This is a genomic window from Chryseobacterium fluminis, assembly GCF_026314945.1.
Taxonomy (GTDB): Bacteria; Bacteroidota; Bacteroidia; order Flavobacteriales; family Weeksellaceae; genus Chryseobacterium; species Chryseobacterium fluminis.
The window spans coordinates 1,803,603-1,829,266 of sequence record NZ_CP111121.1; the positions used below are offsets into that span (position 1 = coordinate 1,803,603).

General features: G+C 38.3%; 22 protein-coding genes and 2 pseudogenes. 10 read left to right on the top strand and 14 right to left on the bottom strand.

The genetic code is table 11. The features are described 5' to 3' along the window. Nucleotides 1-36: 36 nt before the first annotated feature. The 9 genes from ODZ84_RS07970 to ODZ84_RS08010 all read right to left on the bottom strand — a co-directional run bounded on the left by ODZ84_RS07970 (nucleotide 37) and on the right by ODZ84_RS08010 (nucleotide 9,465). Nucleotides 37-1,773 (bottom strand): BatD family protein, encoded by a 1,737-nt coding sequence (locus ODZ84_RS07970; protein ID WP_266176451.1) that lies wholly within the window; start codon nucleotides 1,771-1,773, stop codon nucleotides 37-39. After that, nucleotides 1,773-2,495, bottom strand: a complete 723-nt coding sequence (locus ODZ84_RS07975; RefSeq protein WP_266176452.1) for a tetratricopeptide repeat protein — start codon at nucleotides 2,493-2,495, stop codon at nucleotides 1,773-1,775. The genes ODZ84_RS07970 and ODZ84_RS07975 overlap by 1 nt, the downstream gene beginning before the upstream one ends. A gap of 116 nt (nucleotides 2,496-2,611) precedes the next feature. Beyond that, nucleotides 2,612-3,619: a vWA domain-containing protein gene (locus ODZ84_RS07980; RefSeq protein WP_266176453.1), complete on the bottom strand. Its 1,008-nt coding sequence runs from the start codon at nucleotides 3,617-3,619 to the stop codon at nucleotides 2,612-2,614. Then, on the bottom strand, nucleotides 3,619-4,611 hold the full coding sequence (locus ODZ84_RS07985; RefSeq protein WP_266176454.1) for a vWA domain-containing protein: 993 nt from the start codon (nucleotides 4,609-4,611) through the stop codon (nucleotides 3,619-3,621). The genes ODZ84_RS07980 and ODZ84_RS07985 overlap by 1 nt, the downstream gene beginning before the upstream one ends. Continuing rightward, entirely contained in the window at nucleotides 4,604-5,500 is an 897-nt protein-coding gene (locus ODZ84_RS07990) for a BatD family protein (protein WP_266176455.1), read from the bottom strand. Before ODZ84_RS07990 ends, ODZ84_RS07985 begins: the two co-directional genes overlap by 8 nt. A gap of 38 nt (nucleotides 5,501-5,538) precedes the next feature. Continuing rightward, nucleotides 5,539-6,402: a DUF58 domain-containing protein gene (locus ODZ84_RS07995; RefSeq protein ID WP_266176456.1), complete on the bottom strand. Its 864-nt coding sequence runs from the start codon at nucleotides 6,400-6,402 to the stop codon at nucleotides 5,539-5,541. Nucleotides 6,403-6,466: 64 nt separating this feature from the next. Then, nucleotides 6,467-6,922, bottom strand: a complete 456-nt coding sequence (locus ODZ84_RS08000; protein WP_266176457.1) for a GNAT family N-acetyltransferase — start codon at nucleotides 6,920-6,922, stop codon at nucleotides 6,467-6,469. A gap of 5 nt (nucleotides 6,923-6,927) precedes the next feature. Continuing rightward, a complete protein-coding gene (locus ODZ84_RS08005; protein WP_266176458.1) occupies nucleotides 6,928-7,932 on the bottom strand; it encodes an AAA family ATPase in 1,005 nt (334 codons plus the stop codon). Nucleotides 7,933-8,157: 225 nt separating this feature from the next. Continuing rightward, complete coding sequence (locus ODZ84_RS08010; RefSeq protein ID WP_266176459.1) at nucleotides 8,158-9,465, bottom strand: hypothetical protein; 1,308 nt, start codon at nucleotides 9,463-9,465, stop codon at nucleotides 8,158-8,160. A gap of 238 nt (nucleotides 9,466-9,703) precedes the next feature. On the opposite strand from ODZ84_RS08010, the gene ODZ84_RS08015 reads away from it, so the two are divergent. The 9 genes and pseudogenes from ODZ84_RS08015 (at nucleotide 9,704) to ODZ84_RS08055 (ending at nucleotide 18,654) form a co-directional block, all read left to right on the top strand. Then, nucleotides 9,704-11,041 (top strand): peptide-N-glycosidase F-related protein, encoded by a 1,338-nt coding sequence (locus ODZ84_RS08015; protein WP_266176460.1) that lies wholly within the window; start codon nucleotides 9,704-9,706, stop codon nucleotides 11,039-11,041. Between the two features lie 347 nt (nucleotides 11,042-11,388). Next, nucleotides 11,389-11,859, top strand: a complete 471-nt coding sequence (locus tag ODZ84_RS08020; RefSeq protein WP_266176461.1) for a DinB family protein — start codon at nucleotides 11,389-11,391, stop codon at nucleotides 11,857-11,859. 28 nt (nucleotides 11,860-11,887) lie between these two features. After that, nucleotides 11,888-12,276, top strand: a pseudogene (locus tag ODZ84_RS23410) (four helix bundle protein). Between the two features lie 93 nt (nucleotides 12,277-12,369). Next, nucleotides 12,370-13,119, top strand: coding sequence for a 23S rRNA (guanosine(2251)-2'-O)-methyltransferase RlmB (rlmB, locus tag ODZ84_RS08030; RefSeq protein WP_266176462.1), 750 nt, complete (start codon nucleotides 12,370-12,372; stop codon nucleotides 13,117-13,119). A gap of 3 nt (nucleotides 13,120-13,122) precedes the next feature. Beyond that, entirely contained in the window at nucleotides 13,123-13,248 is a 126-nt protein-coding gene (locus ODZ84_RS08035; protein ID WP_266176463.1) for a hypothetical protein, read from the top strand. Between the two features lie 199 nt (nucleotides 13,249-13,447). Then, complete coding sequence (locus ODZ84_RS08040) at nucleotides 13,448-14,497, top strand: DUF6263 family protein (RefSeq protein ID WP_266176464.1); 1,050 nt, start codon at nucleotides 13,448-13,450, stop codon at nucleotides 14,495-14,497. A gap of 25 nt (nucleotides 14,498-14,522) precedes the next feature. Continuing rightward, complete coding sequence (locus ODZ84_RS08045; protein ID WP_266176465.1) at nucleotides 14,523-14,753, top strand: hypothetical protein; 231 nt, start codon at nucleotides 14,523-14,525, stop codon at nucleotides 14,751-14,753. Between the two features lie 34 nt (nucleotides 14,754-14,787). After that, complete coding sequence (locus tag ODZ84_RS08050) at nucleotides 14,788-17,328, top strand: YfhO family protein (RefSeq protein ID WP_266176466.1); 2,541 nt, start codon at nucleotides 14,788-14,790, stop codon at nucleotides 17,326-17,328. A gap of 33 nt (nucleotides 17,329-17,361) precedes the next feature. Continuing rightward, nucleotides 17,362-18,654, top strand: a complete 1,293-nt coding sequence (locus tag ODZ84_RS08055; RefSeq protein ID WP_266176467.1) for a glycosyltransferase family protein — start codon at nucleotides 17,362-17,364, stop codon at nucleotides 18,652-18,654. 284 nt (nucleotides 18,655-18,938) lie between these two features. Here ODZ84_RS08055 and ODZ84_RS08060 read toward each other — a convergent pair whose 3' ends face one another. The 4 genes from ODZ84_RS08060 to ODZ84_RS08075 form a co-directional block, all read right to left on the bottom strand. Then, on the bottom strand, nucleotides 18,939-19,496 hold the full coding sequence (locus tag ODZ84_RS08060) for a DUF6705 family protein (RefSeq protein ID WP_266176468.1): 558 nt from the start codon (nucleotides 19,494-19,496) through the stop codon (nucleotides 18,939-18,941). A gap of 100 nt (nucleotides 19,497-19,596) precedes the next feature. Next, nucleotides 19,597-20,160 carry a DUF6705 family protein gene (locus ODZ84_RS08065; protein ID WP_266176469.1) on the bottom strand — a complete coding sequence of 188 codons (564 nt, stop codon included), beginning with the start codon at nucleotides 20,158-20,160 and terminating at the stop codon, nucleotides 19,597-19,599. A 100-nt stretch (nucleotides 20,161-20,260) separates the two neighbouring features. Further along, a complete protein-coding gene (locus ODZ84_RS08070; RefSeq protein ID WP_266176470.1) occupies nucleotides 20,261-20,827 on the bottom strand; it encodes a DUF6705 family protein in 567 nt (188 codons plus the stop codon). An 18-nt stretch (nucleotides 20,828-20,845) separates the two neighbouring features. Further along, the gene (locus ODZ84_RS08075) at nucleotides 20,846-22,114 is read right to left on the bottom strand and encodes a hypothetical protein (protein ID WP_266176471.1); all 1,269 of its coding nucleotides are present in this window, start codon (nucleotides 22,112-22,114) and stop codon (nucleotides 20,846-20,848) included. A gap of 341 nt (nucleotides 22,115-22,455) precedes the next feature. Between ODZ84_RS08075 and ODZ84_RS08080 the strand changes: the two are divergent. Then, nucleotides 22,456-23,417, top strand: a pseudogene (locus ODZ84_RS08080) (YpdA family putative bacillithiol disulfide reductase). 92 nt (nucleotides 23,418-23,509) lie between these two features. Here the strand turns inward: ODZ84_RS08080 and ODZ84_RS08085 are convergent. After that, nucleotides 23,510-25,540 (bottom strand): TonB-dependent receptor, encoded by a 2,031-nt coding sequence (locus ODZ84_RS08085; protein WP_266176472.1) that lies wholly within the window; start codon nucleotides 25,538-25,540, stop codon nucleotides 23,510-23,512. Nucleotides 25,541-25,664: the final 124 nt, after the last annotated feature.

The window sequence follows — 25,664 nt, forward strand, 5'->3', positions numbered from 1 at the left end:
AATTAAAAATTTCGCAAAAATATGAAAATAAATTGATTATTTCTCAATTTGAGAATACAAATTAACAATTGCTTTTAAAAGTTCATCTATTCCTTCTTTAGATTTTACCGGAGCAAATTTCTCCAATTGTATTCTTTGAGAAAGAATACCATACCTTTCTGCTATAACACTTCCTTGATCCTGTTCAAGGAATGCCTTGAATTCTTGTTTTGAGCCTATTAAATAACGGGACCGTACTTCCTGATCCAAATCTTCCACGGTATCAAAAAACTTCTGAAACTCTTCATTATCTTTAAGATTTTCCAGGTAACTGAAATGATCATTAATATCCGTTTTCATCGTCTCCCTGATCTCATTTTCAGTTTCCGCAACAGAACCCAATGATTTTGCCGGTATTATTTCGCTAACCAAGTTGCGTTTTTTTTGCCAAGTCTTAAACATGAGATAGGAAATAAACAGCGCTATTAAAATCGCTATATTAATTAAAAGTACATTCCAATGAAATTTGCTTTTCTCCTTGACTTTAAAAGTAGTTGTCTTTAAAACAGGAGTATTAACGGTTTCCAAAAAAGTATTGGTATACTCATTCACCTTTTCAACAGTAGTACGTGATGCCATTACCTGCTCATGCGACAATGAGTTTAATGCCAAAGTCTGCTGGCCTACGTCTACATATTCTTTTTCAGCAGGATCAAAGAATGCAAAAGGCTCAGTTTTAATGAAAAGCGGCCCTGTCTTATTAGGAATAATCACATAATGCGCCTGAATTTCCCCTTTAATACCTGTAGTACCGGGAGCTGTTTTTGATGTAATTTTCGGGGCAAAAACCTCATAGTCCGGTGAAGCTGTTATCTTGGGCAGTTCCATATCTGCCAAATTTCCTTCCCCGGAAACTTTTACGACGACATTAACCGGTTTCTTAGCCTCTATTCTCTCCCGGGATTCATTATACACCCTTACTTTAAAATTACCCACCGCATTCCTGAAATATACAGGGGAACCTTCAGGTAATTTTTTTACATTAATTTTTACCTTGTTGGATAAAATTTTATTTTTATGGGAATATGAATTTATGGATGCAGAAACTGAAGGAACTTCTATTACGCCGGCCTCATTAGGAAATACCATAAAAACGGCAAGTACCTGTGATGCCATATTCCCGTAATCCGCAGGATCTATTTCAGATTTTGCAAAACTTACAGGGTGTACGTTGATATTTTCATTTTTCGGAAGGCTTATATTTTTCACTTTCCTGAAGTTGTCCATATTCTTTGAATATACCTTCAGAACAGCAATGGTAGGCTGATCCTGATACACTTCACGGTCTTCGATCTCCAGGTTAAGATAGACGTCATTGGAAGTTTTCCCGGCAACAGACTTCTTGTCAACATCCCTTATAAAAATATTAAAAGGTTCTGTTTTGTAGATTTTATTGCTGACTGTTACCAGAACGGACCCTATTTTCACCTTTCCTTTCTGCTTGGGTTCGAGAGCAATTCTGGAAACTTTCTGGATAATGACGGTATTGGTTTCGGGATCTACCAGCGTATTGGTTACAGATCCGCTTCCGATCATGTTAAATTTCGAGAGATCGGGCAGTTGAAAGCCGGTCTGCTGTACAAGATCTCCTCCGTTCATCTCCAGGATGATCGTAAGGTTAACAGCTTCCTTACCGTTATAATCCGTTTTATCCGTTTTTAAGCTTAGATTTACCTGTCCATAAGAAATTACGGATATAAGAAGAAACAATATGTGGGTAAATCTGTACTGCATCACCAATCTTTCTCGTTGCTTTCGGGCATCGAATAAGAATTTTTATTCAAAATTCTTTTGGCGGTTTCTTTTTCTTTTTCGCTTACTTTATTTAATATTGCGTTTTCAAGATCTTTGGGTAATTTTCCTTCATTATTCTGGTTGGGATCAGGGTTATCTCCTTGCTGGCTCTTGCCTTTATTCTGCTGACCCTGCCCCTGGTCCTGCTTTTGATCATTTCCTTTCTGATCATCATGCTGCTGTTGGTCTTTACCACCGCCTCCTTTATCTGAGTTATTCTGCTGGTCGTTTTTATTTTGTTGGTTTTCTTTTTCCTTCAACTTCGCAATTTCATAATTCTTTCTTGTCGATTCGTTGTAAGGATCCTGCTTCAAGGACTGTTTATAATAATCTGCCGCTTTTTCCGGCTGATTCATCTGCATATACGTATTTCCTAAATTGTGAAGAGAGGCTGCTTTATCAGGAAGGGTCTGGGAAAGTTGCTGTGCTTTTTCAAATTCTGCCTTGGCTTCTTCGTATTTTTTATTTTTATACAGGGCATTCCCCAGATTGTAATGGGCAGTAAAATCTTTATCATTGGATTTTATGGCTTCCATGTACTTTGAAGAGGCCCCATCATAGTCTTTACCGTTGAATTTCTGATTACCTTCATAAACCAGCGTTCTATATCTTTCCTGCCCAAATAAAGTATTTGAGAATGCAAAAGCAATTATAAACGACAAAACTGTGATTTTAGTATTCATTACCTGCAAAATTATTCCTTTATATGTTAATAAACAGTGCCTTAATTGTTAAATTTGGGTTAAAGTCAGCGACATTCTGTCTAATGAGCTCCGGGCTACACATTAAAATCTCTTTTCGGATTGAAAATATAGATTAAAAAGAATAAGAATATAGAAACAGCTAAAAAATACTGATAATAATGATTGGCAATCTGGGATTTCACCAATGTTTCGGACGAAGAAGATTTACGGTTTAATGCACTGATAATCATATCCGGAGCGTCATCGATATTATTTCCGTCAATGTAAGATCCACCTGTAGATTCTCCTATATTTGTTAATGCAGCGGTCTGCCTCTTTGAAATTACCGTCTCCCCGTTTACGTCAGCTTTGTATCCCATCAGCTGTCCGAAAACATACTCTGGAACCGGTGCGCCCTCATTGGAGCCTATTCCTACGGAAGTCACTGTAATTCCCTCTTTTTTTGCCAGACTTATCGCGGCCTTGTCATTTCCCTCATTATCCTCTCCATCACTCAGAAGAACAACTTTACGGGCGCCTTTATTGACATTTTTAAATTTCTGAACAGCCGTTTCCATCGCATTCAGGAAATCTGTACCCTGAATCTGCATAGAGTTGGTCTCAATAGCATTAATATACGTTTCCGCAGAATTATAATCTGTGGTCAGCGGCATGATGGAAGCTGCCTGTCCCGCAAAAATCACAATGCCCACTTTATCGCTTTTCATCTTCTGCATCGTCTGAATCATAAGATTTTTAGCCTCTGTAAGACGACTTGGACTGATGTCCTCTGCATTCATAGAATTGGACACATCCAGCATGAAGATGACATTATTTAATTTCTGATTGGTTTTGACCTCCTCCGAACCGTTCAACAAATCAATGATTGAAAAGATTAGAAAAAGAGTTCCCAGTAAATACAAAGCGGGAAAAAATTTTGTGAATCCCGATCTTTTTTCAAATAAGACCTCGTGAAAACGGCTGTCTGCAAAAATCTCCCTTTTTCTGTTTTTCCATTTCAGATAACGGATCAGAAAAACAGCTAACAGCGGCAAAAGCAACAGTAACAATAAATACCAGTAATTTCCTAAATACCACTCCATCAGCTTAAAATTTTATAAAAGACCCATCTTAGCAAAGCGTCAAAAACCAGCATTCCTAAAGCAACCCAAAGAAAAATTTTGAAATACTCATCGTAATTATATAGTTTTGATACTTTGATGTCTGATTTTTCCAGTTGGTTAATTTCATCATAGACTTCCTCCAGACCGCTGTTGGAGGTAGCTCTGAAATACCTGCCTCCTGTCATCTCCGCCACTTCCTTTAATACAGGTTCATCTATTTTCACTTCTGTTTCCGTAAACACAAGATCACCGAAAATATCTGTTTGAGTGGGCATCAGCGCATATCCGTTGGTTCCGATACCTATGGAATATACCTTGATATTATTGTTTTTTGCAAGTTCTGCAGCAATAGCAGGCGGCATCGCATTTTCTATCGTATTGACCCCATCGGTCATCAGGATTATAATCTTACTTTTTGCCTTGCTGTTTTTAAGATGATTCACCGCTACGGAAAGTCCCTCTCCTATTGCTGTTCCCGGCTGAAGCTCCAAAGGGTTCAGGTTTTTAAGTTCATCGATAACCACCTGGTGATCGGAGGTTACAGGTACTTTTGTAAATGCTTCTCCCGAGTAGGTTACCAATCCAAGGCGGTCGTTTGGTCTTTTTTCGACAAATTTTACAGCAATATCTTTCAATGCCGTCAGACGGTCGGGCGTTAAATCTTTTGCCAGCATACTTAAAGAAACGTCTACGGAAAGCATGATATCAATTCCCTTTGTATCGTCGCGATCCTGGGATATGGTAAAAGTTCTGGGCCGTGCCATAGCGATAATCAATGCAGAAAGGATCACATACTTTGATATTTTAAGAAAAAAAAGCACTGCCTGAATTCCTCCGCTGCTTTCCATATTTCTAACCGTTGGAACTCTCGTTCCTTTTCTTTTCTTTACGCTTACATCTTTAATGAATAAAGGAATAAACAAGACGAAAAGCAGCAGAAACCATGGGCTGTAAAACTCAAAATTAAACATCCTTTCTCAAATTTTCGAATTCTATGTCTTTTGATGATCTCTTCACAAAATCTCTGATATCTGCAAAATCTTTCTCCATTGCTTCTTTGTCCGGGAACGTTTTCGCAAATTTCACCATGTCTCCCCTTAAAAATACATCTTCCACCACTCTTTCATTCTCCTGGGAAATCGTGTTGTTCTTTTTAATGAGATCAATTAAATCATCCGTCAGCAGGACATCAGCCGGCACACGGTATTGCCGTGTAATAAAGTTTCTTGAAATATCAATCAGTTCTACATAAAACGAGCGGTAATCGCCGGTTTCCACATATTTTTTCTTTTTGAGCGCATCCAGCTCCTTTAAGGTTTGGTTAGTTGTGACCACCGGCGAATCTTTAGGTCGCCTGCCCCACTTTATAAACATGATCACTGCAATGATCAGAGCTATAATTCCTAATCCCGCTAAAATATAGAATTTATAAAGCTCCCAGTAGTCTTTCACTTCAAGCTTTACTTCCTTATTATTCATAATATCCGTGATCTGATCCGTTTTCTGTGCAGTATTGATCACATCTATTTCATAAGGAACCGTTTTCAAAACTTTATCACCTACTTTGAATTCCAGTTCGGGAATGGTGAATTTCCCTTCATCGTAAACGGCAAATTCAATTTTTCTCTCGTATAAATTCTGGTTTTGTCCAATGCTGTCTTTTGTTTCCTCAAAATGAAAAGGAAGCAGCTCATTTTTGGGAGCTGATGTAACCTGCTGATTATTCAGGTTATCAATCTTTATGACAAAATGATTCACCTCACCTAATGCGAGGGTTTTCTTCTCCACCTTTGAAGACAGGATCTGTGAAAATACGTTGACACAGATTAAAAAACATGGTATAAGTAGTATTTTTTTCAATGGTAAATAAATTTGGCAAAGCCTTCCGTTCTCTTTTGTTATTTTTTCTGAAAGTAGTGATACAGCAATTTTGAGTAATCTTCTCCTGTGCTTACATTCAAAAAGCTGGCCGAGCTATGGGCAAAATCTTCTTCTAATGCTTTTAATTTCTGTTTCTGAGCCTCTGCAAAAGTATATCTCCACCTTGCACTGGAAGTATTGGCCCACACCTGTTCTCCCGTTTCTGAATCATACAGTAAAGCATATCCAACATCAGGAATTTCATTATCTTTTTCGTCATAAATTCTCATCCCGAGCAACTGGTGTTTTTTAGATGTTACCCTCAGGATCTTGGAATCGTACTCATCTTCAAAATCCGAAAATAAAAAGACCAGTGATTTTCTTTTGAAAATTCCCATCATGTATTCCATGGCTTTATCCATTTTTGATTCTGCAGGAACATAATCGGCGGTTAAGATCGTACTGATAATCGAGAGAATATGCTTTCTCCCCTTTTGGGGCGGAATTACTTTATATACTTTATCCGCAAACAGAATCAATCCTACCTTATCATTATTGCCTGCCGCAGAAAAACCTAAGCTTGCGGCGATTTCTGCCACATATTCTCTTTTAAGCTGCGTTTTGGTGCCATAATCCATGGAGGCCGAGATATCCACTAGGATCATCATTGTCAGTTCCCTTTCCTCTTCCATCACTTTTACGAATGGCTCCCGGAAACGGGCTGTCTTGTTCCAGTCGATCCTGCGGATCTCATCGCCGAACTGATAGGGACGCACTTCCGAGAAAGTCATTCCCTGCCCTTTAAAAGCACTGTGATATTGTCCCATCAGAGATGCTTCCGTTTTCTTTCTGGTACGGATCTCAATCTGCTTTACTTTTTTTACAATATCTTTTATCTGCATAGGTCGTTTCAGTGTATTAGAGTTAAGTTATTTTATGACCTTCATAAGTTTGTCCGTTTTCGGGTCAGTTAAACTCAATGGATACATTCAACCATTCATCATCAAATTTCGGGCTGTATTTTTTATAAAAATTAATGGCAGCTTCATTCCAGTTCAGAACCTGAAAAACCATTCCGCTGTATTGATTTGATTTTCCGTGTTCCAGGGTAGCATCAAACAGTTTCTTTCCGATCTGCTTTCCTCTCATTGTTTCGGTAACCACTAAATCTTCAAGATATAATCTTCGGCCCTTCCAGGTCGAATACCGGTCATAATATAAAGAAATTCCGACAATCTTCCCGTGCAGTTCTGCAACAAAAGCTCCCCAAACGGGATGTTTGCCGAATCCGTCTTCGGTAAACTGCTCTAAAGTTAAAGTCACCTCATGCAGTGCCTTTTCATATTCAGCCAGTTCTTTAATTAAATCCAGCATTGCAGCGCAATCCTGCGGAACGGCCCTCCTTATTACAATTTCCTTCATTAGAATTAAGGTGCCTGTATTTTTGCTAAAATTCTGTTTACAATTTCTTCTGATGAAATTTCTTCCGCTTCTGCTTCGAACGTTAAACCAATCCTGTGTCTCAACACGTCTTTGGCCAGTGCTTTTACATCTTCGGGAATTACAAAAGCTCTGCCTTTCAAGAATGCATATGCCCGGGAAGCAATTGCCAGGTTGATGGATGCTCTTGGAGAAGCTCCAAAACTGATGTAGTTTTTAAGTTCGGCCAGTCCGTAATCCTGAGGAAAACGGGTAGCAAAGACCATATCGAGAATATATTTTTCGATTTTTTCGTCCAGATAGATCTGGTTGATCAGCTCTTTTGCCGCCACAATATGTTCCAGCGAGATCACCGGCTTGACCTCCGGCTGATGAGAAGTGGAAACCATTCTCATTACCGTCCTTTCATCTTCGAATTTCGGGTAATCGATGGTGCATTTCAGCATAAAACGGTCGCTCTGTGCTTCCGGTAGCAGATAAGTACCTTCCTGATCGATCGGGTTTTGGGTAGCCAGCACCAGAAAAGGTTTCGGAAGCTTCATGGTTTCATCGCCGATGGTCACCTGCTTTTCCTGCATTACCTCCAGAAGCGCCGACTGCACTTTGGCAGGAGCACGGTTGATCTCATCTGCCAGCACAAAATTGGCAAAAACAGGACCTCTTTTAATAGAAAAATCGTTATCTTTTACATTATAAATCATAGTACCCACCACATCTGCAGGAAGAAGATCCGGAGTAAACTGAATTCTTGAGAATTCCCCGTGCACAGCATCTGCCAGTGTCTTTATCGCTAAAGTTTTGGCCAATCCGGGTACCCCCTCCAAAAGAACGTGACCATTCCCCAAAAGACCCACCAGAAGGCGGTCTACCATATATTCCTGACCAATAATAACTTTATTGATTTCATCCCGAAGACGGGAAAAGTGGAAGTTAGCCTCCTTTACCTGTTCCGTTAACCGGCGAATATCTTCTGCTTGATAGGTATCTGACATAGTCTAAATTAAAATAATTGGTAAATTTCTAATAATTACTGGCATTAATCAACACAATTAGTGCCATATTTGAGTTAAAGTTTGTTAAATATTCCGGCTTCCACAGAGATTTCAGAGTAATAACTGCCCCAGCTTTCCATCTTACAAATTAAGCATAAAAAATGTCGCGACAACTATATCGCAACATTTTCATCAGGTCTGAATTCATCTAACTGATTTATTCTGTCAGGGGGTTGTAATGGTGATGGTAAATACATCTTCAGGAGCATCCGTGGTATCTTCGTAAGCTCCCACATTCACAAAGTATTCGGTACCTGCAGTCGTATTGACAACAAGCGTTTCTGTCTGCCCGCCGCCTCCGTTATCCATCGTATCCACACATTCCAGATGAGTACAGCTTCCTTTATATACCGCAACTTCCGGATCAAAAGCACTACCGGGAGGCATGGTTATTTTAACGGTATATTGATTTCCGTTTCCGGTAAACTTAAACCAGGTTCCGTCATTCATGCCGGTATTCTGAGGAACAGAGCATACAGCTATATTCCCGGAATTATTGGTGGCAGACACAGCATCATTCTGTGTATACGTATAAGGAAAGGCTGATGCTGACAATGCCCCGGAACATGCATCATTGACTGGTATCGGCGGGACTGTCTTAAACACAACCTCTGCGCAGCCCGATGATTCCGCAGTTCCTGATATTGCCGTTATTTTCAGATAATAACTGGTATCCCGGTTAAGAGGTGACGTTAATGTGTAGCTGGTACCGATGACTGTTTGCTGATTAACAACATCTGTAGCCCCCGGACTTGTTCCTACTGACAGCTTATAGGAAGTGGCCCCTGAAACAGCAATCCATTTAAATTCAGGCAACAGGGCAATCTTCTGAGCATTATTCAGAGGAAAAGTAATAAAAGGACAGGAAGGAGTCGCCGAAGGAAGCAATCCGGAAATCGTTATCGCCGATTTATACCCGCCTCTTATTCCTCCTGGTGGAGATGCAGGATCTACAACCGCTCTGTCACCTTTATAGTAAAGGGTCGAATTAGGCAGATGCGAATAGACACGGAAAACCTCATCAAAATTATTAATATCGATGCTGGGAGAGTTTTCTTTTGCAGCAACAACCAAATTATCTGTATTATTGTACGCGAACGGAGTTGTAAAAACCACTTCGACTTTATTGCCGTTTCTATTAACAGTACCCGAAAATACCTGAGTCAGTTGGGCAATAGGAATCCAGTCGGTACCGGATAGAAAAGACCCTTTTGAAGTATGACCGAGATAAACGCTCCAATTGGATGAGTCATTAATGACTGCAGAGGGATCAAGATAAAAGGTTAAACCGGTAATATTCCCGGCAGCAGCGGCATTTACTTCCTGTTTACGATAGATCTGCTGAACATAGGAGTAGGAAAAAAAACTGCTCACCGGAGCCGTTCCTACGCTTGTACTTCCAATATTGATATTGATCTGAGCATTAACTGCAAATACCAGAAAGAATAAAGCCAAAAGTAAAATTCTTTTCATTATTAATAATATTTTTATTAAATACATTGCTAATTTAATAATAAAAATATTGATTATGGTAATAAAAGAAAATATTTAATCAAATCCATTGAATATAATGAATATTTTTAGATAAATTTCAATATCCAATTTAAATATTTAAATAATCAATAATAAAAAAGTCATTTAATTAAAATAAAAACAAATAATTGTTATTTTTAATGCCTATTTTAATATATTTACATTAAATATCAGCGATATGTATAAAAGACTATTTTTTGTAAGTCTGTTCCTTACAGGTCTCTTCAGATCACAGACTACAACCATGACAAATCTGATTTCAGATGCTGTGTATTACGACGGCTATGCTGCTCCGGTAACTACTCCGGTTCCTAATGGTCTCATCAGACTGGGCAATACAAGATATGCAAGGAAGCTAACAGATGCAGAAATGGATTCCTTTAAAGCCAAAATTGCCATGAGGGTAACCGTTGGAGCGCTATGTGATAACTATGACCGTGTGGGAGATGTTTTCCTTGCTTTGGTTCCTAAGAATCAACCTACCTATACCATGGATGATGCCCATGTAAAAAGAATTGAAGCAGCCCGATACATCACTCCGTTCATGAATAAAAACCGCTCTCCCGCAGAAGTTCCCTACACCTATGACATAAGCAACCTGTACAGCGTTTTTCATAATACTGAGCTTCGAAATATGTATGATATATATATGGAGCTTGAGATGTTCGGGGTACCCTACGCTGCTCAGACGCAGGTTGCCGGATGTACCAACAGGATTGATGTTTTTTCAGGAAACCTTACCTTCTTTTCAACGGATATTGGAGCCACGCCTACAGATTATAACACCCTGACTCCTATTTTAAGTTATAACAGGCTCAATAATTATAACAGTACAGATGTTGCCGGAGAGACGGTAAGGCTGGTTACCTTCAATCTTCCCAATGCTGTTAGCCATGCTAATTTTGTAGTTATCTCTACGCCACACGGCGCCAATGCAGGAGGTGAAGAATATATAAGAAGACAGAATTACACCTATCTAGATGATGTACAGGTACTCACCTATACCCCAGGGGGAATATCCTGTGAGCCTTACAGGGTTTACAATACTCAGGGAAACGGAATCTATGGAGCAGCGCCTAAATCTTTTGAGGACTGGACCTCGTGGAACAATTGGTGTCCGGGTAACTCAGTACCAATCAGAGGATTTACTTTACCTTCTATGGCAGCCGGAAATCACACTTTAAAACATTCGGTTCCTACTGCTGTTTTTAACGGACAACAAGGGGATGTGTATCTTTCTGTTTATATGCAGGGGAAAAGCAATGCTTCTTTGAATGTAACGGACGTAAAAACTATAGATATTAACATTTATCCTAATCCAACTGCTGATTTCGTCAATATAAAATCAAAAGAGAGCGTTTCATCAATGGCACTTTTCAGCGTGGATGGACGAAAACTGACTGAAGTATATAAAGAAAACAGGATCAACCTTTCTTCATACAGTACAGGAGTTTATTTTTTGAATATTGTTCTGAAAGACGGAACCGCTTTTAAACATAAGATCATTAAAAAATAATTGATTTAATGAGTAGAAAAAACTTCTTTTAAAAAAATAAATAACTTATAAAACAGCTAATAAATAATAAAGCCTCCTTTGACAAATCATCGGAGGGTTTTTAGCTTCAAAATAATTGGTAAATTTCTAATCATTACAGGCATTAATCAACAATTAATGCCATATCTGCGTTAAATTTTGTTAAATATTCCGGCATTGATAGAAGGTTAAGAATACCTGAAACCTTAACACTCAATACCATTATTACATTTTTTCATAAAAATATATAAATTTTACTTTAATCTGCCTTTCAAAAATTGTCATTTCCAGTTTATTAAACTATTTTTGGTGATTAAAATTTTTGCAAAATGAATTATCATTTTCAAGCTCACAGACAGGTAAGGAGAAACCTTCTGGATATCCTGCAGAACACTTCTCATGAGGATCTTCTGCTGATCCCGGATGGTTTTAACAACAATATCTACTGGAATATTGCGCATACCGTTGCCACACAGCAGCTGCTGCATTATTACCTCAGCGGAAATCCGTTCAGAATTGATAAATACTGGATAGAAACCTATAAAAAGGGAACTTTACCCAATTTAAATGTTCACGTATCAGAAGTGGAAGACCTGGAGTTTTTACTTACTGAAACTTCAAAGATTCTGATGAAAGATTATGACAGCGATTTCTTTGCAGATTACACACCTTATACGACAAGTTTCGGGATGGATCTGAAAAGCATTCAGGATGCGATTATCTTCAACAATATGCATGAGAGCTTGCATTACGGATATATCATGTCGCAGAAAAGAGCAATTTTAGGAGAAAAATACTGATCAGTTTAAGGTTTTTGGTTTAAAGTTTATGGCCACAGTAAACAGATTTGAAGACTTAGAAATTTGGAAATTATCCATAGAACTTTGTAAAGAAATTTATATTGTGATTGAAACAACGGATCTGAAAAATAATTTTAGGCTGTGCAATCAGATTAATAGTTCATCAGGTTCCATTATGGACAATATTGCTGAAGGATTGGGCGAAACGGAAATAAGGAATTTATTCAGTTTTTATCAATCTCGAAAGCATCTTGTGGAGAAACACGATCACAGTTGTACCGTGTTTTTGATAGAAATTTCATTTCACAGGATAAATTTGAATGCTTAAAAAACCAGACCGAGGTATTGAGTAGAAAAATTAGCTCATTTATTAAATATTTGAAAATAACAGATTTAAAAGGTACAAAGTATAAATGATATCCGTTCCTGAATTTTACTGTCTGAAAAGTAAATAAGAACTGGATCACTAATTTTAGCTTTAAACCCTGAACATAAAATTTAAAAAACTTAATGAAAGACGATTTTATTTTCGGGCTGCGTCCCGTAATTGAAGCTATTGAAGCAGGAAAAACAATTGATAAAATCTTTGTGCAAAATGCGCTACAGGGAGAAATTTATGCTGAATTAAAAACTGTTTTAGCTAAAAACAAAATCCGTCCCAACTACGTTCCGGTTGAAAAACTGAACCGGTTTACGAGAAAAAATCACCAGGGTGTTGTCGCATTTATATCAGATGTTCCGTTTCACAGGGTTGAAGATATCGTCCCTCAGTTATTCGAAGAAGGAAAAACGCCTTTTTTGCTGATCCTGGATCGATTAACGGATGTACGGAATTTCGGAGCCATCTGCAGAACGGCAGAATGTGTAGGAATAGATGCGGTTATTATTCCTGAGAAAGGCGGAGCGCCCATCAATTCAGACGCTATAAAAACTTCCGCAGGAGCACTTTACAACATAAAAATATGTAAGGAACCTAACCTGGCTCATGTGGTAGATTTCCTGCAGCAAAGTGGAATTTCTGTATTTTCAGCGACTGAAAAGGCGCAGAAACTTATTTACGACGTAAGCTTTACAGAACCCTGTGCCATCGTCATGGGTAATGAAGAAACGGGAATTTCCAAAGAAGTCCTGCATCATTCCGATGAAAAAATAAAACTTCCGATTGAAGGAAAAACACAGTCTCTGAATGTATCCGTAGCCTGTGGAGCAATTCTGTATGAAGCGGTAAGGCAGAAAATGACTGCAGTCCCAAATCTGTAATTGATGAAAATCCTGCTTCTTTTACCGTTTGCCTTTGGATTGGTTACCTGCAATGCTCAGAATAAAGAGGTATCTACGGATAATCGCCAGATGAATGAACCAGACCGGCTCGTTCACCAGCAGAGGTGAGACTGGTTTATAGAAGATAGCAGCCGAACTTTATGGCGTACCGGAGGAACGTTCGGTCTTTCAGGTGCCCTACAGATTTATCCATCACAGAATATGGACGTGATTATCCTTTCTAATAAATCTGATGGATCTTCGCAGGGAAAACTGCAGGACCTCGCAGAAAATATATTTAAACAGTAGTAAAAATTAAAAAAATCTAATGAAGAACATTGCAGCGCTCGCGCTAATATCATCTATAGCTCTTGTTTCTTGTAAAAAAGAAACGGCAAAAATTACAAAAGTAGATCCTAAAACAGGAAAAACCATCACCGTAGAAGTTCCTGCCGATTCAGTAGCAAAAGTGGAAGCCAATCCTGCCATTAAAGATTCTGCAGGCATTTTCACACAGACTTTTAAGCTTGAAAAAGGGAAAACTTATCCTCTTACGACCTATCAGCGGGACACCAAAACGATGACGGATCCTCAGGGAAAAACTCTGAACGGAACAAGTGAGTCGACTGACGAAATGACTTTTACCGTAAATGATATCAAAGGAAACCTATATGATATGACCTTAAACCTTATCGGAAAAAGAAATTCCCAGACTGCTGACGGAAAAACCATTATTGTAGATACAAAACTGCCTATCCCGAAGGAAGATGATCTTAAAATGATCTGGAATATCAATAAGGCTCTTACAGGCAATAAGCTGAACATGAAAATGGACACTAAAGGAAATGTCATTTCAATTACCGGTTTTGATGCTGTTTATACTAAGGTGTCTAATGCTGTATCAACCATCTTAAAAGATAAAAACCAGAAAGAAAGTGTGGTTGCCAGTCTTAAGGAATCATTTAACGAAAAGGTCCTTAAAGATCAGTTTACCAAAAACCTCACGATTATTCCTAAAAAGGGCGCTAAAATAGGCGATAAATGGACGAACAGTGAAAATGCGGATCCGAACGGTAAAATAAAGGTAACCTCAAATTATACTTTAACAAGTGTCGGAAACGGTATTGCTGAAATTTCCGTAACCGGAGGAATTCCGAAAAAAACGGAGAAACAGAATCAAGGGCCTATCACGCACAGTTTAAGCAGTGAACTGGTACAGAACGGGACCATGAAATTTGACCAGAATACAGGATGGATCACCAATCAGAACATCAATGTCGTGACCACTCAGATTGAAACTATTTCAGACGGAAAACAGTCTCAGTCTATGAAAAGCGTATCAAAGTCTTCTGTGATGGTAAATCCTTCCGCAAAATAATGTAGAAGTTTTTAAAATTAAAGTTATGAAGTACATTCTTGAGTTAGTACTCACCGCGATTATTATTTTCTTTGTCTGGAATATCTTGAAAAGGATTTTCTTCAAGACGTTTTACAGTTATAGATTCAACAATAATAACAAACAGAATAACAATCCACAAGATCTAAACTCTCCCAAGAATACCCATCAGAATATCAAATGGGACGCAGAAACTGTAGATTATGAAGAGGTAAAAGAAACTAAAGGCAAAAGGTAAAAAATTCCCGGATAATAAAAGATAATCACCCCGTATGGCAAAAAATAAAAACTTAATTTATATTGCAATTTCATTAGCTGTATTTATTGTTTTAGCATTTTTATACTCTACTCCTGTTTTTACAGGGAAACAGCTTTTCCAGCATGATATTGTACAGTATCGAGGAGGCGCAAAAGAGCTTCTGGATTACAGAGCAGATACCGGAAAAGAAACCTACTGGAGTGATTCCATGTTTGGGGGAATGCCTACCTATCAGATGGGAAGCCAGTTTAAAGGCGATATTATCAAGAAAATCGACAGTTATCTCAATATTCTTCCACGACCTGTCAATTATCTCTTTTTACTGTTTGCCGGGTTCTTCCTTTTGGGAATGGTTGTGGTAAGAAACTGGAAATATGCGCTCCTGGGCGCCACTTTTTTCGGGCTCTCCACCTATTTTTATATCATTATTGCAGCGGGCCACAACGGTAAAGTGAATACCATTGAGTATTTTGCACCGCTTTTAGCCGGTATATTGCTCGTCTATATCAGAAAGCAGTATATCTGGGGGTTCATTGTGACCACTTTGTTTATGGGACTTCAGATTGCTGCAAACCACCCTCAGATGACCTACTATCTGTTTCTGGCATTAGGCTTTTTATTTATATCTGAATTAATCAGGGCAATCCGGAAGAAAACGCCGATGAAACATTTCCTGATCTCTTCAGGAATTATCGCTGCCGCAGGGATCATAGGTGTCGGAATGAATTCACAGAGAATCATGGCGAACTCGGAATATATTAAGGAAACCGTTCGTGGAAAACAGATTTTAACGAATGACAGCCATACATCAGGAAAATCCGGAATGGATAAGGAAAGCATCCTGATGTGGAGCTACGGACAGCTGGAGACCCTGAATCTTTTCATTCCCAGATTAATGGGTGGCGGAAGCCAGGAGCCTGAAGGAAAGGAAATGATGAATAAAATTCAGGAGCTGGTTCAGGAAAACGTAAGTTCGCAATCCGAAATGGACCGCGTGTCCAAAGGCTTCGGATCGGTAACCTACTGGGGTGACCAGCCCGGTACTTCCGGACCGGCTTATCAAGGAGCGATCGTTTGTTTCCTTGCGGTCTTAGGATTCTTTTTTGCTTCAAAAAAATACCGATACTGGATTTTAGGAGCTTCCATTTTAACCATCTTACTGGCCTGGGGAAGCAACTTTATGGTATTATCGGACTTCTTTATCGATTTTGTGCCGTTTTACAATAAATTCAGGGCTCCATCATCTATTTTGGTGGTAGTGGAATTGTTATTCCCGCTAATTGCTATTCTCGGGCTGTACAGATTCTTTACTGATGAAAAATTAACCGGGGAATACAAACAGAAAATCCTTCTGTATGTAAGCGGAGCCACTTTAGGGCTGTTATTAATTCTTCTGGTAGCAGGAAAATCTGTGCTGGGCTTTTCAACTTCTAATGAAAGAACCTATTTACCACCATTTTTACTGGATTATTTAACGGAAGAACGATTCAAACTATTCAGAATCGATGCCATAAAAGCTTTTATTTATGTTGCCATTACAGCAGCTGCTCTATTGATGGTCTTAAAGCAGAAACTGAGTCAGAATATCGCTTTGATCATTATCGGAGCCGTAAGTTTATTTGACCTTTGGACCGTAAACAAACGGTATTTAAACGATGAAAACTATGTGGATAAAGTATTTGCCGAAAACCCTTTCCAGACTGAAGGTTCCGATCTTCTTGCGGAAAAAGTAGAAGCAAATCCGAGCCTAAGTTCTATTTTATCTAGTGTTCATGTTAACAAAACTTTAGAAACCATTGCTGAAAAGGATAAGACGCATTACCGGGTTTTCAACAATATTTTAGGAACATTCAGTGAGACCAATACCTCTTACTTCAAATCTTCCATCGGTGGTTATCATGCTGTGAAATTAAGAAGGTATGATGACGTCATCAATGAATATTTCCAGGTCATGGATTCTGTAAAAGTACCGAATGTACTGAATTTACTGAATGCGAAATATTGGGTCGTTGGTGCACCTGAACAGCCGCAGGCTGTTCCGAATCCTAAGGCGAACGGAAATGCCTGGTTTGTCAGTGATTTAAAATTTGTAAACACGCCTAATGAAGAAATTAAGTCAATAGGCATCATCGACAGTAAAAAGACAGCGGTAATTGCCTCTTCAGATAAAAATTATTTCGACGGGAAACCAGTTCAGGCAGATCCTGCGGCAGTAATCAGTTTAACGAAATACCGTCCGAATGAACTGGAATTTAAGGCAGAGTCCAAAACCCCTCAGTTAGCCATATTTTCCGAAATTTATTATCCTCACGGATGGAAAATGTTTATTGATGAAAAAGAGGTTCCTTACATTAAAGCTGATTATTTACTTCGTGCAGTACATGTTCCTGCCGGAAAACATACGGTCAGAATGATTTTTGAACCCCAGGTCATTGAAACCGGGAAATGGATTTCCATGCTTTGCTTCGGATTATTTATTGCGTTAAGTGCTTTTGGAATTTTCTGGATGAATAAAAACAAGAAGAAGAAAATCCTGGTGGAAGGAAAAGTTTAAAATATTAAGTCTGATTCCTGCGGAATTTAATATATGAAACAGAAAAAAATACTGATCATCACCTATTACTGGCCTCCTGCGGGAGGTCCTGGTGTTCAGAGATGGCTCAAGTTTGCAAAATATCTTCCTGAATTCGGGTGGAAACCGGTGGTTTATACTCCGGAGAATCCAAGTTATCCATTGTTAGATGAAAGTCTGATGAAAGATATTCCAGAGAATATCGACATTGTTAAAACAAAAATATGGGAGCCGTATCAGCTGGCTGAAAAACTCAATAAAAGCAATAAAAAATTTAAGGCCGGGCAGTTTGATGTCGGGAAAAACCAAAGCTGGAAATCGAAACTCTCGATTTGGGTGAGAGGGAATTTCTTTATTCCGGATGCCCGGGTTTTCTGGGTAAAACCATCTGTGAAGTTCCTGGAAAAATACCTGAAAGATCATGAAATAGAAGTCATCGTGACCTCGGGGCCTCCCCACTCTCTACACCTGATCGGTTTACATTTGAAAAAAAAGATGCCTCATATCCGGTGGATTGCCGATTTTAGGGATCCCTGGACGGAAATTTCTTATTATAAACATCTGAAACTGACTAAAAGTTCTGATAAAAAGCACCGTCAGCTGGAAAATGACGTTTTTAAAAATGCAGATATTACGTTAGCCACAAGCTACACCGATGCTGAAAACTTCAGAAGAAACGGGGCTAATGCCATTTGTATCACCAATGGTTTTGACGAAACAGATGCTCATTCACAAGACGTCTCTCTGGCTTACCGGGATAAGTTTGTTTTGAGTTATATCGGAGTTCTGGAACAGCTCAGAAATCCTGAAAACCTCTGGAAAGCACTGGATGAATTGGTTAAAACGCACGCTTCTTTTGCTGAAAATTTCACTTTGAAATTTGTAGGAAGAATAGATGATAAAATTTTAAATTCCATCGAAAATTCGGATCTGAAAACTCATATCCTGAATTTAGGATATCTTGCTCATGATAAAGCGGTTGAGGAAATGAAGAGTTCTTCGTTGTTACTGATCACCAACTTTCCCAATGAATCTTCTAAAGGCATTATTCCCGGAAAAATATTCGAATATCTCGCGACAGGAAAACAGATCATCTCATTTGGCCCCAACGATGCGGATGTGTCCAGAATATTGAAGGAGACCAATGCAGGAAAACATTTCTGCTACAATGATTATGAAGTGATCAAAGATTTTATTCTCGAAGAATTTGAACGGTGGAAAAACGGAAATCTTTCTGAAAACAGTCAGAATATAGAGCAGTTTTCAAGAAGAAATCTGACGGGACAATTGGTGGGAATTTTAGAGTAGATATTTCTTTGCACAGATTATCTGACTTTCAAAATAATTAAAATACTCTGTTTATTTAATTTCATCAATTGATCAGCGATCTGTCTTACCTGGCGTATCACGACTGTAAAGATATACAACTTTGAAAATTGACTTTTTTAGTTTTCTGAAGCAAAGTTTATTTAATGAAGCAATGCATTTAAAGGAGCAGAGGACCCGACTGCGTTGATTGGATGAAGCGGTGTTTTTGACCTCGGCAGGTAAATCATTGGTCTAAACAACCAGACAAACGCGAAAGTAATATTTTATAATCTGGTCAGATAAATCATCTTACCTGTGGGAATGGTTGTTTTGAAATGACTGCAGTCCTGTGTTACAATATCATGATCCGGAAGGAAATGAATGGTCATTTGGTTGGGCGTTGCAGACTTAATCCCCGCATATATGAAGCCATAATCAATACAATCAAGCTTTCCTCCAGAAAAAGTGATTAAATAAAATTTTAAATCTTTCTGAAAATTATAGCCGCGATTAACCTGGTCATCAGGTTTATTAAAATTATTAAATTCCACTGTTCCATTAGAATTAATTATTTTAATCCGGGCTATCAACCTATCCCACTTTGTCGTTGAAAATTCGCTTATTACATTTTCTTTTTTAATAAGGTTAAATTCGTATACTTTTCCCTCATATGTTCCCTTCCAGGTTCCTACATACCTGTTAAGCAGCCCATTAATATCTTTTACGTATTCTGCAGCCGGATAGTTTCCCGGACTGTACTGAGACATTGTTTCTAAAGAGACCGTTTGAGCACTCAGGAATATTGCTAAAGCTGACAAAATAATTAAAAATAGTTTTTTCATTGTTTGCATTTTATCCCAATACTGACAAGATCAAATCTTCATAGAATAATCAAGATCCTGTCTAATAATTCCAGCTAAAACCTCATAAATACCAGAACCTTTACTGTCTTGTCAGGTAGATTTTTTTGCCTGTAGGAATGGTTGTTTTGAAATGACTGCAGTCCTGTGTTACAATATCAAAGTCCGGATGAAAGGTAATCGTCATTTGGTTGGGCGTCTGAGGGCTGATCCTTAAATAAAGATATCCGCTATCAATACAACCTGACTTATTTCCAGAAAATCTTACTAAATAAACTTTCAAATCTTTTTGAAAAATATCACCAAAGCTTACTTTATCATCGGGTTTATCGAAATTGTTAAAGAGAGTACTTCCATTTTGATAAGTTATCTTAACCCTTCCAATCAACATATCCCATTGAGAATCACTTCCACGTTCAACATTTTCTTTTTTAATAAAGTTAAACTCATAATTATTGCCGTCTAAGTTTCCTTTCCAGGTTCCTACATATTTATTTAATAGGTTATTCACGTCCTTTACATACTGAGCATCAGGACAGGTCTCAGGATTACTGCGACATGAAGCCATTGTTTCTAAAGAAACAGTCTGCTGTGCTGTAGAATGGACACCGTACAGCAGTGTTAAAATTAAAAATAGTTTTTTCATTGTTTGCATTTTATCCCGATACTGACAAGATCAAATCTTCATAGAATAATCAAGATCCTGTCTAATAATTCCAGCTAAAACCTCATAAATACCAGAACCTTTACTGTCTTGTCAGGTAGATTTTTTCACCCGTAGGAATGGTTGTTTTGAAATGACTGCAGTCCTGTGTTACAATATCAAAGTCCGGATGAAAGGTAATCGTCATTTGGTTGGGCGTCTGAGGGCTGATCCTTAAATAAAGATATCCGCTATCAATACAACCTGATTTATTTCCTGAGAAAATTACCAAATATGTTTTTAAATCATTTTGAAAGTTATCACCTAAGTTCGCTTTATTATCGGGTTTATTAAAATTGTTAAAGAGAATGCTTCCATTCTGACTCGTTATTTTAACTCTTCCAATTAATCTATCCCATTTAATAGAGTCAAATCCACGTTCAACATTTTCTTTTTTAATAAAATTAAATTCATAATTATTCCCGTCTAAGTTCCCTTTCCAGATTCCCACATATTTATTTAAGAGGTTATTCACGTCTTTTACATACTGAGCATCAGGGCAGGTCTCAGGATTACTGCGACACGAGGCTATGGTCTCTAAAGAAACAGTCTGCTGTGCTGTAGAATGAGCATAGTATAGTAATGTTAAAATTAAAAAAAGATTTTTCATTGTTATATTTTTAATTGTTTAAGGACATTCAGATTCCGAAATTGTATTGTCACTGTTAATTTTTAATTCTTTCGCTTTTCCGATAGGTGGGGTCTTATACAAATTTACCCCTTCTAATCCCATTGTATTTTTTACAAATTTTAAAAATTTAGACTCTAAATTTTTAAAATCACCCATATCATCTTTATAGGACTCATTAAAATTCTCAATTTGCAGTTTGGTAAAAGTTTTTATCTGACCGGCACTTCCTGTAAATCTTATCTGGTAGACTCCCATACTGGTCACCATTACCGCATATACCTCTCCCAAAGGCCGGCCCGCTGCCTGGGCATTGTGGAGCATATCCATAAAATATCCTACATCGGCGGGTGAGAACATTTTGATTCCCTGTCTAAGGTCTCCATTAGCATCGGTAAAGTCATCGACATGGGTGTGCATATACCCTAAAATATTCTTATTGTTAGGATAAGCAGGAAGAGAAAGAGAGTTGGAGCCGGGATTGGTAGAAGCGTTATTATGATAAGCATAGGTGCCATCCGCTTTCTGAGTATATCCGGTCTCTTTTTGCTGCCCTGTTTTCCCTTTTAAATCATTAATCTTCTGATTGTATTCAGAGATACTTTTCTGATGCTTTATTTTTGAGCAAGGATCGGTGATCTGCGGATTAGGTATAATAATAATCCCGGGAATAGGATTGGTTGGTATGCCAGGATCAGGATTAGGCCTAGGTCTGGGAGGTGTAATGACTATCGTTTTAATTTCTCCGTGACAAGGTTTACAGGCAGCAGAAGTGATGGGACCCGTCCCATTTTTAGCCACTTCATCAATAAACTCACCTCTTACTACTTTCTTTGTATACCGTACAGAGCCTTCCAGAGAGGTATAGGAAACCGTACCGGTCATCTTTTCCATCAGCTCATGAGCCGGCAGGACATAATCTTCAGAAGTAAAGAATCCGTCGGACTGAAATTTCCATAAATGCCCGGATACCCTGTTATTGTCTATTCTGAAAGACAGTTTTTCAATAACGTTTGAATTTTCATTTTTGATGGGAACCGTGATCAGGATAAGATCTCCTTCATGACGGTATTCTTTTATTTTATCCCATTCGATCTTCTTTCCTGCCAACATATCCTTTCCTCTGATATATTCGTTCCTGATAAAATCCACAGGATCTTGATGAGCATCCGAAATTTCAGTTTCTACACCGTCACGGGAACAGGACTGAAGGGAAGCCATTAAAAGAAAACTTCCGGCCAGAATAGCCATAAAATAATTTTTCATCATCGAATTTTTTACAAGTGTGTTTTTTTTAATGTCTGCAAAAGCTGACATCTTAAAGATAAAATCTTTCCTGTAAAAATATAAAATAATTCCAATAGAAGTGATAAATTTTTATAAAATTTTAACTTAACTGATCTTAAACACAGGTGTAGAAATATTACAAACTACTGATTTACATATTATTAAATATTTTAAAACAAAAAAATCATTCGTCTGTCGCAGGCAGAAATTATTAAAGGCTATTTTACCATAGCGTTTTTCATAAGGTCATCACATATTAATTCCACTCCTGGATATTCACGAATTCGATGAAAAGTAAAAAAGTTTTTCAATATCTTAGCGTTATGGAAATTCTAGATATTCTCATCATCGGAGGAGGACCCATCGGTCTTAATTGTGCCCTGGAAGCTCAGAAAAACAATCTTACCTATCGGATCATTGAAAAGGGAACCATTGTCAATTCTCTATATAACTATCCTTTATACATGAGGTTTTTCTCAACTGCTGAAAAGCTGGAAATCGGTGATATTCCTTTTATCTCCACGGCTCCGAAACCCGGAAGACAGGAAGCTCTGGAATATTACCAGGGAATTACAAGACAAAGAAACCTGAATATCAATTTGTATGAGAAAGTATCGGCAGTTTCTAAAAAGAATGATGTTTTTGAAATCAAAACTTCTAAGGGATACTATGTCGCCAGAAATGTGATTATTTCTACAGGATTCTATGACATTCCCAACCTGATGAACATCCCGGGAGAGCATCTTGAAAAAGTGAAGCATTATTATACAGAGCCCTACCCTTACGCGAAACAGAAGATCGTGGTGGTAGGTTCCAGCAATTCTGCGGTGGATGCCGCTTTGGAAACGTACAGGAAAGGAGCTGAAGTAACGATGATCGTACGTCATTCTGAGATTTCAAAGAGTGTCAAATATTGGGTAAAGCCGGATATTGATAACCGGATTGCCGAAGGGAGCATTAAAGCCTATTTTAATTCGGGGATCGTTGAAATTAAGGAAAATTCGGTGATATTTACAGATGAAAAAGGTGAAGTGCATGAAATTGAGAACGATTTCGTTCTTGCGATGACCGGATACCTTCCCGATTTTGACTTCCTGAAAAATTCCGGAATCGAATTGCATGGCGATTGTCTGAATCCACATTACCATCCGGAAACCATGGAGACCAATATTAAAAACCTTTACCTGGCGGGAGTGGTCTGCGGGGAAAAGATACGCACCTTTGGTTTATTGAAAACTCCAGAATTCATGCGGAAATGATTATCCGGAATATTCTTTCAGAATAAGGTAAACTTATTTGTCATCCTGTAAAAATCGATGCTCCGAGTTATGTAAAATGCTTAGGTTCTTACAGAATGACGACTGATATTGGGAATCATTAAAAGTCCATTTTTACGCCAAAGATGAAGTTTCTTTTAGCCGCCGGGTTATAAAAACGGTTGCCAAAAGCATTGATGTCAAAGCCTGAAACGTAGTCTGTGTTGTATAAATTCTGGATCTGTAAAGATAAATTCACCCTTGTTTTTTCAAAAGCTAAGGGAAATCCGAACCTGATATTGCCTACAAAACTCGCGTCCGACCAAACAGTATTTGCATCATTTAGAGGCATCTCTGAAACATAAAAGTGAGACCAGTCGACGGTCATATTTTTAAATAAAGTAAAATTCAGTAAACTGTTTATACTTGTTTTCGGGACTCCAGTCAAATCATTTCCTGAAAAATCTTTGTCGACCTGCCGGTAGTTTTCAAAGGTAAAATGGTAAAAACTTCCTGAAAATCTGAATTTTAAATTGCTGAAAAACCGGTTTTTAAGATCTATCTTTTTTGATTCTACCAGAAATTCGATACCCTTCTGAGCGGTTTCTCCCTGGTTGACAAAGTATTCCTGTCCCGCTTCATTCTGTCTTCTGACAATCGCATCTTTCATCCTGAAATCAAAGTAACTTCCTTCTAAAAAAATAAAATTCCCAAACTGTTTCCGTAATCCGATCTCTTTGTTCCAGCCATATTCCGGGCTCAGATCCGTATTAAATTCCTGGTTGGAGGAACGGATCTCTTCATTGGTCGGAGCTGAATTTCCTTTTCCTATTTTCCCCCTTACCGAAAACCCTATTCCGAAAACATAGGTCACCCCAAAATTGGGAAGCCACTGGTTTTTAAATCTCACATCTCCATTTTCTACTTGCGGATACCGGCGTTCCCACTGATAAGAATTTGAATTTAAGCTTACTGAAATATCTGTAAATAATTTTTCACCGATATTTAATTTTTGTGACAGAAAATAAAATCCTGATACGTTTTTCAGTTGATCAAAATTCTGGGGATCGCCTTCGGTTCCTTTGTTATTATCAAAATTCTTAACGGTAATATCATTCATTCCGCCTTCAAAGCCCAGCCGGTAAGCCAAATAAAAACCATTCCCGTTTTTTTCATAATTAAGATGAGTTCTCAGGGCAAAATTCTTTTCAAACCGATTTTCATAATTGGTGATAAAAGGATTTTCAAAATCTACGTAAGATCCCTGAACAAGTATAAAATGAGAGAATTCCGGACTGATCTTAAATTCATGGGAAAGTCCTGCCAAAATCATTTTGTTACGGATTCCCGCATCCTGTTCCTTAGCCCCGGGAAGTGCGGCAGTGGCGGGCCTGGCCTGTTTCCGGTCGGCCTGCATCTGCTCCAGCGTTAATCCACCGGGAGTCTCATAATCCAGATCTGTATATAAAAGCATGGCTTTTAAAGATGCTTTTTCCGAATACTGATAATGATCTTTTAAAAAAATCTGTTTCCGCTGTACGGCAGACTGTTCCCTGTAAGAATCGGTCCGGTAATAATTCTGGAAAACCTCGACAAAATGCTTTCCGACCTGTTTTGAAAAATTAAAGCTCTGACTGAAGGTTCCGTAACTTCCAATGGACAGATTGGCCGACAGATGATCTGATGCTGTCGTCTGTAACAACACTGTTCCGCCTGTAACGGCTCCGAAATCGCCGCTTTCCGGACCCTTATAAATCTCCATTTTTTCAATAAGCTCAGGCGATATCACGTTAAAATAAGTGTTTCCCGAAGCATCCGTCAGAATAAAATCATCCAGATACACCTTCACATTACGCACTCCGAACGGTGACCTCAGGGTACTGCCGCGCAGAGCAATCCTGTAGCTTCCTGGAGACCGTTCTTCCATTCTGGCTCCTGCAATCTGATTGACAGACTCCAGCATTCTTTCGGGAGTACTCTGGTTCATCAGGTTTTCTGAAACCACAGAAACAGATTTGGTAGACGTTATAAAAGGGGTTGCTTTTTTATAGGCATCAATGCGGACTTCCGAAATGAGTGTTGCAGAATCCTTCTTTTGTGAAAAGAAAAACGAAGCTGAAAAAAGGGAAAGCAGATAATAAAATTTTGTCATTGACTAATGGTAGCAAAAATTATTCTTTTTTTCATTGAATTGAAATTAAATTGAATAAAATATCTGTTTCTAAGAAAAAATCACCTGGCAAGGTTTGAAAACCTTGCCAGGTGATTTTGCGTAA

What these genes read in the sequence shown, in the direction of transcription:
- ODZ84_RS07985 (WP_266176454.1), bottom strand. Translation starts at nt 4,611, where the DNA reads ATGTTTAATTTTGAGTTTTACAGCCCATGGTTTCTGCTGCTTTTCGTC.
- ODZ84_RS08035 (WP_266176463.1), top strand. Translation starts at nt 13,123, where the DNA reads ATGAAAATCCTGCTTCTTTTACCGTTTGCCTTTGGATTGGTTACCTGC.
- ODZ84_RS08055 (WP_266176467.1), top strand. Translation starts at nt 17,362, where the DNA reads ATGAAACAGAAAAAAATACTGATCATCACCTATTACTGGCCTCCTGCG.
- ODZ84_RS08020 (WP_266176461.1), top strand. Translation starts at nt 11,389, where the DNA reads ATGAATTATCATTTTCAAGCTCACAGACAGGTAAGGAGAAACCTTCTG.
- ODZ84_RS08085 (WP_266176472.1), bottom strand. Translation starts at nt 25,540, where the DNA reads ATGACAAAATTTTATTATCTGCTTTCCCTTTTTTCAGCTTCGTTTTTC.
- rlmB (WP_266176462.1), top strand. Translation starts at nt 12,370, where the DNA reads ATGAAAGACGATTTTATTTTCGGGCTGCGTCCCGTAATTGAAGCTATT.
- ODZ84_RS08010 (WP_266176459.1), bottom strand. Translation starts at nt 9,465, where the DNA reads ATGAAAAGAATTTTACTTTTGGCTTTATTCTTTCTGGTATTTGCAGTT.
- ODZ84_RS08005 (WP_266176458.1), bottom strand. Translation starts at nt 7,932, where the DNA reads ATGTCAGATACCTATCAAGCAGAAGATATTCGCCGGTTAACGGAACAG.
- ODZ84_RS08075 (WP_266176471.1), bottom strand. Translation starts at nt 22,114, where the DNA reads ATGATGAAAAATTATTTTATGGCTATTCTGGCCGGAAGTTTTCTTTTA.
- ODZ84_RS08040 (WP_266176464.1), top strand. Translation starts at nt 13,448, where the DNA reads ATGAAGAACATTGCAGCGCTCGCGCTAATATCATCTATAGCTCTTGTT.
- ODZ84_RS08070 (WP_266176470.1), bottom strand. Translation starts at nt 20,827, where the DNA reads ATGAAAAATCTTTTTTTAATTTTAACATTACTATACTATGCTCATTCT.
- ODZ84_RS08065 (WP_266176469.1), bottom strand. Translation starts at nt 20,160, where the DNA reads ATGAAAAAACTATTTTTAATTTTAACACTGCTGTACGGTGTCCATTCT.
- ODZ84_RS08050 (WP_266176466.1), top strand. Translation starts at nt 14,788, where the DNA reads ATGGCAAAAAATAAAAACTTAATTTATATTGCAATTTCATTAGCTGTA.
- ODZ84_RS08015 (WP_266176460.1), top strand. Translation starts at nt 9,704, where the DNA reads ATGTATAAAAGACTATTTTTTGTAAGTCTGTTCCTTACAGGTCTCTTC.
- ODZ84_RS08000 (WP_266176457.1), bottom strand. Translation starts at nt 6,922, where the DNA reads ATGAAGGAAATTGTAATAAGGAGGGCCGTTCCGCAGGATTGCGCTGCA.
- ODZ84_RS07970 (WP_266176451.1), bottom strand. Translation starts at nt 1,773, where the DNA reads ATGCAGTACAGATTTACCCACATATTGTTTCTTCTTATATCCGTAATT.
- ODZ84_RS08060 (WP_266176468.1), bottom strand. Translation starts at nt 19,496, where the DNA reads ATGAAAAAACTATTTTTAATTATTTTGTCAGCTTTAGCAATATTCCTG.
- ODZ84_RS07980 (WP_266176453.1), bottom strand. Translation starts at nt 3,619, where the DNA reads ATGGAGTGGTATTTAGGAAATTACTGGTATTTATTGTTACTGTTGCTT.
- ODZ84_RS07995 (WP_266176456.1), bottom strand. Translation starts at nt 6,402, where the DNA reads ATGCAGATAAAAGATATTGTAAAAAAAGTAAAGCAGATTGAGATCCGT.
- ODZ84_RS08045 (WP_266176465.1), top strand. Translation starts at nt 14,523, where the DNA reads ATGAAGTACATTCTTGAGTTAGTACTCACCGCGATTATTATTTTCTTT.